Origin of the sequence: Flavobacterium gelidilacus DSM 15343, from assembly GCF_000422685.1 — a bacterium.
Lineage (GTDB): Bacteria > Bacteroidota > Bacteroidia > Flavobacteriales > Flavobacteriaceae > Flavobacterium > Flavobacterium gelidilacus.
The window spans coordinates 1-6,021 of record NZ_AUGN01000033.1; the positions used below are offsets into that span (position 1 = coordinate 1).

Genomic DNA, 6,021 nt, shown 5'->3' on the forward strand with positions numbered 1-6,021 from the left:
AATTTTCAAACTTACTTTGGAGATGGAAAAGAAAACTCAAAAAAAGAAGTTGAAACTTTTGATTCACAAAACAGAATAATTACAAAGGAAATAATTTCAAGCTACAATACTAAATTACTATTTACATATTCTAAAAATGGCATAATAAGTGAAATTAAAGAATATAATAGTTATGGGAACGGTGAATATAAGTTAGAATATTCTATTAAATACAACTTTAAATGCAAAACTCGAAAATTGAACAGTCAAGTACTTAGTAAGTTAAATGCAGTGCTTATCGATAGATAAACCAGCCTACAACACCGGTTAGCAAAAATGGTTTTAGGCTTGGTTTTTCCTTCGGAAAAACCTCTATGATTCGCAATTTTATTCTATATTTGTAGTGGTCAGTGATTAATTCAAACCACTTTCGCTAGCCGAGAACCGTTAGAGGCTATTTTCCTGCAAAAGAACGTATAATTAAATTTTAAACCTTAAATCTTTAAATTTTAAAACGATAATGAATATCTTTAATTTTAGAATTGGTAAAGCAAAATTTCGCTTTCACTCTGAAAACGGAGTGTTTTACGCAGAAAACAATTCTAGAAATAGTTTTTTTTCATTGTTGTTTTTTGGAATGATGATTCCTTTCATTTTTTCAGGTTTTTTTATGTTGAATAATAATATTGACTTTAATTTTGGTTTGTTTGTTGGCTTTGTAATTCATCCAATTTTTGGAATCATAGGATTGCGAAAATTTTTGTGGTTAGTTCGTGGAAAAGAGATTTTAACAATTGATAATGAGTACTTAAAAATATCAAAAGTTGGTTCGTTTTGGATTAAAGACAAAATTTTTGAAAAAAAAGAAATAAAAAATATAAGAGACAAATTTGAAGATGAAATTTATTTAAAAAATCGACCAAAATGGTATAATGAAACAATGAATTCAATGAAAGAAAATCAGCGTTTAATTTTATATTTTACAATTGGAGAAATTCTTTTCGATTATAAATTTTCAACAATAAAAGTTTTTAGTAGTCTAAATGAGAGTGAAAGAAAATTACTAATTGAAGAAGTAAAAAAACAAATCGAAAGATAAAAAAAAACAGCCTCTAACACCGGTTTTGCACAATGGCTTGGGCTTGGTCAAATTTTGGAAAATCCTGTCGGATTTGCCAATATTTGTCTTATATTTGTTAAGTTCTGTGCTAAATCAAAGCCACTGCGCAAAGCCGATAACCGTTGGCAGTAATATTAAACGTAAGAAATGAAAACAACATTAATTATTGGAATAATTGCTTTTATTGCTATATCAATTTGGTTTGCTAAACGAAATGGAATTACAGCAGAATACAAACCTAAATCAAAGTTAATCTTGACTGAAAAAGACAATCCAATTGATTTTGGTTATAAAATAGTTTGGATTGCAGTAAAAACCAATGATAAACAAAAATTAGCTAAAATTCTTAACTTAAAAAATACTAAACTATCAAACTGGAAAAGTGGAATAGAAAATGCTTATGAAAATTCAGTTTACATAACACCACAAATTGGAGAATGGACTTTAGCAGTTGGAATGAAATTAATTTCTGGTGATTCAAAAGAAAGTATTAAAGAACTTGAAATATTACTAAATAAATTAAGTTTAGAATTTGGAGAAGCTCAATTTTTCGGAACTCATCGTGTTGTTGAATATCATAATTGGATGAAATCCGTAAATGGAAAAACAGAGCGTATTTATGCGTATATTGGAGAAAGTGGAGAAAACATTAAAGTTTTTGGTAATCCAAGCGAAATCGAGAAAGATTTAAACCTATTTAATTCATTTTCAAAAGAAGCAGAAGATGAAAATTATTGGGATAGAGAAGATTTAATTTTTGCAGATGAAGATTTGGTAATGAAAATTGCAGAAAATTGGAGTATAAATCCAACTAAATTAACTGAAAGAAAAGACATAAAAAATGAATTAGGCTTATTGTCTGAATAAAAATACTACTGCCAACAACGGTTAGCAAAAACCACAAACGCTTGGTCAACTTCTTGAAAATCCTGTCGGATTTTCCAATATTTGTTCTATATTTGTTGTGGTTAGTCTTAAATCTTTGTGGCTTTCGCTAGCCGCAAAACGTTGTGCACAATTAATGAAAAACGCATGGAAACAATAGAGTTTTTACTTGAAAACATAAAGTTAATTTTAGCAAGCTCTATTTTTGCTGGTATAATATCTGCACTAATTTCATACAGAATATCAATTAGACTTAAGAAGTTAGATTTCAAAAACGATTATTATAAAGAAATTTTAAAGAAAAGATTAATTGCTTATGAACACATTGAAATTCAATTATCAATATTAAAAACGGTAGTTTTAGGTGATGACGGAAAGCCATATCACTTTATATTTACTGAAGGAGAAATCAAACTTGTAGATTATCAGAAAAACTTATTTATGGCTGTAAATAAAAGTTTGTGGATTGATCAAAAAACCACAAAAAGTTTGGAAAATTTGAATGATTTTTTCTTCAACATAAATAACAAATCTTATGGAAAAAAAGAAGATGAAATTATTGAAATTGGAAAACAATATTATGAAAAATTATCAAATTTAAGATTCGAATTAGAGAATACAACTAAAGAAGGTTTATATAATTTACACGATATGGAAAAGGCTTTTAAACCTAGTCCAAAAAATCAACAAAGAGTATTAAGAGGGTTTTAACTGTGCACAACACCGGTTAGCAAAAATGGTTTAAGGCTTGGTTTTTCCTTCGGAAAAACCTCTATGATTCGCAATTTTATTCTATATTTGTTGTGGTCAGTGATTAATTCAAACCACTTTCGCTAGCCGAGAACCGTTGTACCTTATCTTAAAAGAATGAACGGTTAAAAAGGACTAACCATCCGTTATGAAGAAATGAAATAAAAATAACATTAATAATTAAATTTAAAAAAATGATTAAAAAAACAAAAAAAAATCTGATAACATTATCATCTTCATTATTTATCTTAGTTTTAATAATGATTTCTTGTAATAATGATTTAGAGACTAAAGATAATTCTTCTAAAACTCTAAACGAACAAATGTTTCTGAGAGAAGTGACTAATCCAATAGTATTAGAATTTGAAGCAGATGTTGAAAATAGTAATCTTGAACAAGAAATGAAAGATTGGAAAACAGCAGCTGACGAGAAAGATTTCGCAAAACTTGTTGAACAAAAAGATTTAATAAATGAAATTTTCAATACACTTTATTCAAAGTATGGTGAAGAAAAGGTAAAAGAATATGTTCAAATATTAATAAATGAGGAAAATAGAGCTTTAGGTACTCATGATGGCAGTGCATGCACAAGAAATTTAGATGGTACAATTTATACCGGAGCTTGTTCTTTTTGGGAAAATGTTCAATTTTTCTTTAGCTTGGCTTGTTCAGGTATGCCAACTGGAAATGACTCTCAAATCAATTCTTATTATAATTGTTTACAAGCAGATATTTGTAAAATTTGTGGATAACTAAAATAAAATAAATATGAGAACAAAAAAATTAGTCATTATCGTCATTACGATTTTATTTATAGGCGTTTCGATTTTTTATTATAATGATATGACGAAAAAAAAGGATGCAACCGAATTGACACCTAAAGAATTTTTGGAAAAGAATAAATAAAAGACAAGGTACAACAACAGTTTGTAGCAATTGCGGCTTTCGGTAAAACTGAAAGTCGCTTTTGTAATTAAATTGATTAGTGCTGAACCAAAATATTTGGTATATTTGCCCGCAACTGCCACAAGCTGTGAACCGTTGTGGTTCATAGTTGGAAAATTCGTTTTCAAATGAATATTTATTGCAAATTTCAACCTAGATTTAATAAAACTTTGTGTTTGAAATCTTGAAAGTTTTGCGTCAATTTTTTGTAGAAAATCTTACTTGAATATTTTGCGATTTCTGAACTATGCCGAAAATTATTTTGCGAATATTTTGTGTTTAATGTGAAAACTTAAAACTGAACTTTGTCGAAAAGTTTACGTGAATTGTGTTGCGAAAATTTATTAAAATCATCAAAACATTAAATCATTAAAAATTTAGTTTTTAACGTAAAGATTCTGAAAATCATTTTTTCATCAAAATCATTTTAAAAACAAAAAACTGAACTTAGTCGAAAAGTTTGTGTGAATATTTTGCGTGAATTTCTTTGTGGAAAATCTTTGTGTTGATTCTTTAAATTCAACATACATAAATTCATTCTGAATTGACGCAAGTTGAATTAAAGTTACTACGAAACCACAACAACGGTTTTATTCAATTTTGCAGGCTTGGTTTTTTTCTATTTTGGAATTTTTTTTATCTAAAATTTGTCTATATTTGTTAAGGCTTGGTTATTAATCAGCAAAACTGAAATAAAGCCGCGAACCGTTAGCAATAATGCCCCGAAAAATGAGAAAACAATGAAAAAAATCAATTATTTACAGATTATTTTGCATCTAATAGCTACTAGCTTTTTCATATTTTCATTTCAATTCTTTTCTGCATTTTATAATGTTAAAGTTTATAATCTTACATTAGAATATGGTGTAGAAAACGTTTTTAAAAACATGGAAGAATATGGTGTTACAGTAATGGATATTTGGATTTCTAATACTATGTTTGCTTTTTCAAGTAGTATTGCAATACTTGTTGCTTTTATTATTTCAATATTAATTTCATTAAGGAGAAAATGGTCTATTTGGAATAGTGTTATTATTCTTGTCTTAAGTTTAATTTCAGATCAATTTGATTTTTTTGGCATTTACCATGTGAAAAAATATTTATCTCCTAGTTTTTATTTTTCATCTAATCTTTTTATTTATTTTTTAATATCAGGTAGTTTTTTTCTAACAATTGGTTTGTTTGTTTTCTTTTATAAATATTTTAATGAAAAAATTGAAAATCAGAAGCAAAATTTAGTTAAAAGCTAAACGATAAAGCACTATTGCTAACAATGGTTTTATAAAATGGCTTGGGCTTGGTTTTTCCTTCGGAAAAACCTCTATGAATCGAAAATTTGTCTATATTTGTGTTGGTCTGTGTCTAATCAAAGCCACTTTACAAAGCCACTAAACGTTGTGGTTCATAGTTGGAAAATTCGTTTTCAAATGAATATTTATTGCAAATTTCAACCTGGATTTAATAAAACTTTGTGTTTGAAATCTTGAAAGTTTTGCGTCTTTACTTTGCAGAAAAACTTACTTGAATATTTTGCAATTGCTGAACTTTGCCGAAAATTATTTTACGAATATTTTGTGTTTAATGTGAAAACTTAAAACTGAACTTTGTCGAAAAGTTTGCGTTAATTGTTTTGCGAAAATTCAAAAAAATAATCAAAACATTAAATCATTAAAAATTTAGTTTCTAACGCAAATATTCTGAAAATCATTTTTTCATCAAAATCATTTTAAAAACATAACATCAAGTTTTTTTGAAAAGCTTGTGTGAATATTTTGCGTGAATTGTTTTGCGTGAATTGTTTTGCGTAATTTCTTTGTAGAAATTCTTTGTGTTGATTCTTTAAATTCAAAATACATAAATTCATTCTGAATTGACGCAATTTGAATTAAAGTTACTACGAAACCACAACAACGGTTTTATTCAATTTTGCAGGCTTGGTTTTTTCTATTTTTGAATTTTTTTAATCTAAAATTTGTCTATATTTGTTAAGGCTTGGTTATCAATCAGCAAAACTGAAATAAAGCCGCGAACCGTTAGCGGTTAGTTTACCAAAAAAACGAAAATCATAATGAATTCAAATAATTTTAGTAAAGGGAATATTTTAGAAGCTACAAATAGAAAACTAACAAAAGGTTATCATTACATAATTTACTTCGAAGGATATTCTGACAATGAATTTTGTGGTCTAATGATTACTCATTCTGATTTAAATAGTAATCAAAAAATGGAAATAAATCATTTTGAAAAAGTTGACAAAGATAATAATGCTTATAAAATCACATTTGATGAAACTTTTTTAGTACTTGGAAAGTTTATTAAATCCGAAGAATGGGGACCTTTTA

7 protein-coding genes are annotated in these 6,021 nt (G+C 27.2%); all 7 read left to right on the forward strand.

Annotated features, from left to right (window positions below; translation table 11 throughout):
* Nucleotides 1–288: hypothetical protein (locus G507_RS17775; RefSeq protein ID WP_035666026.1), on the forward strand; the 288-nt coding region annotated here is incomplete at its 5' end.
* 211 nt (nt 289–499) lie between these two features.
* Nucleotides 500–1,078, forward strand: coding sequence for a hypothetical protein (locus G507_RS0109460; RefSeq protein WP_026717256.1), 579 nt, complete (start codon nt 500–502; stop codon nt 1,076–1,078).
* Nucleotides 1,079–1,246: 168 nt separating this feature from the next.
* On the forward strand, nt 1,247–1,966 hold the full coding sequence (locus G507_RS17370) for a hypothetical protein (RefSeq protein WP_051191590.1): 720 nt from the start codon (nt 1,247–1,249) through the stop codon (nt 1,964–1,966).
* Between the two features lie 165 nt (nt 1,967–2,131).
* A complete protein-coding gene (locus tag G507_RS0109470; protein ID WP_026717257.1) occupies nt 2,132–2,695 on the forward strand; it encodes a hypothetical protein in 564 nt (187 codons plus the stop codon).
* 233 nt (nt 2,696–2,928) lie between these two features.
* Nucleotides 2,929–3,486: a hypothetical protein gene (locus G507_RS0109475; RefSeq protein ID WP_026717258.1), complete on the forward strand. Its 558-nt coding sequence runs from the start codon at nt 2,929–2,931 to the stop codon at nt 3,484–3,486.
* A gap of 933 nt (nt 3,487–4,419) precedes the next feature.
* Nucleotides 4,420–4,929, forward strand: coding sequence for a hypothetical protein (locus G507_RS0109485; protein ID WP_026717259.1), 510 nt, complete (start codon nt 4,420–4,422; stop codon nt 4,927–4,929).
* Between the two features lie 818 nt (nt 4,930–5,747).
* Nucleotides 5,748–6,021: hypothetical protein (locus G507_RS0109495; RefSeq protein WP_026717260.1), on the forward strand; the 274-nt coding region annotated here is incomplete at its 3' end.

Coding starts and splice junctions, on each gene's coding strand:
- G507_RS0109460 (WP_026717256.1), top strand. CDS start 500: ATGAATATCTTTAATTTTAGAATTGGTAAAGCAAAATTTCGCTTTCAC.
- G507_RS17370 (WP_051191590.1), top strand. CDS start 1,247: ATGAAAACAACATTAATTATTGGAATAATTGCTTTTATTGCTATATCA.
- G507_RS0109470 (WP_026717257.1), top strand. CDS start 2,132: ATGGAAACAATAGAGTTTTTACTTGAAAACATAAAGTTAATTTTAGCA.
- G507_RS0109475 (WP_026717258.1), top strand. CDS start 2,929: ATGATTAAAAAAACAAAAAAAAATCTGATAACATTATCATCTTCATTA.
- G507_RS0109485 (WP_026717259.1), top strand. CDS start 4,420: ATGAAAAAAATCAATTATTTACAGATTATTTTGCATCTAATAGCTACT.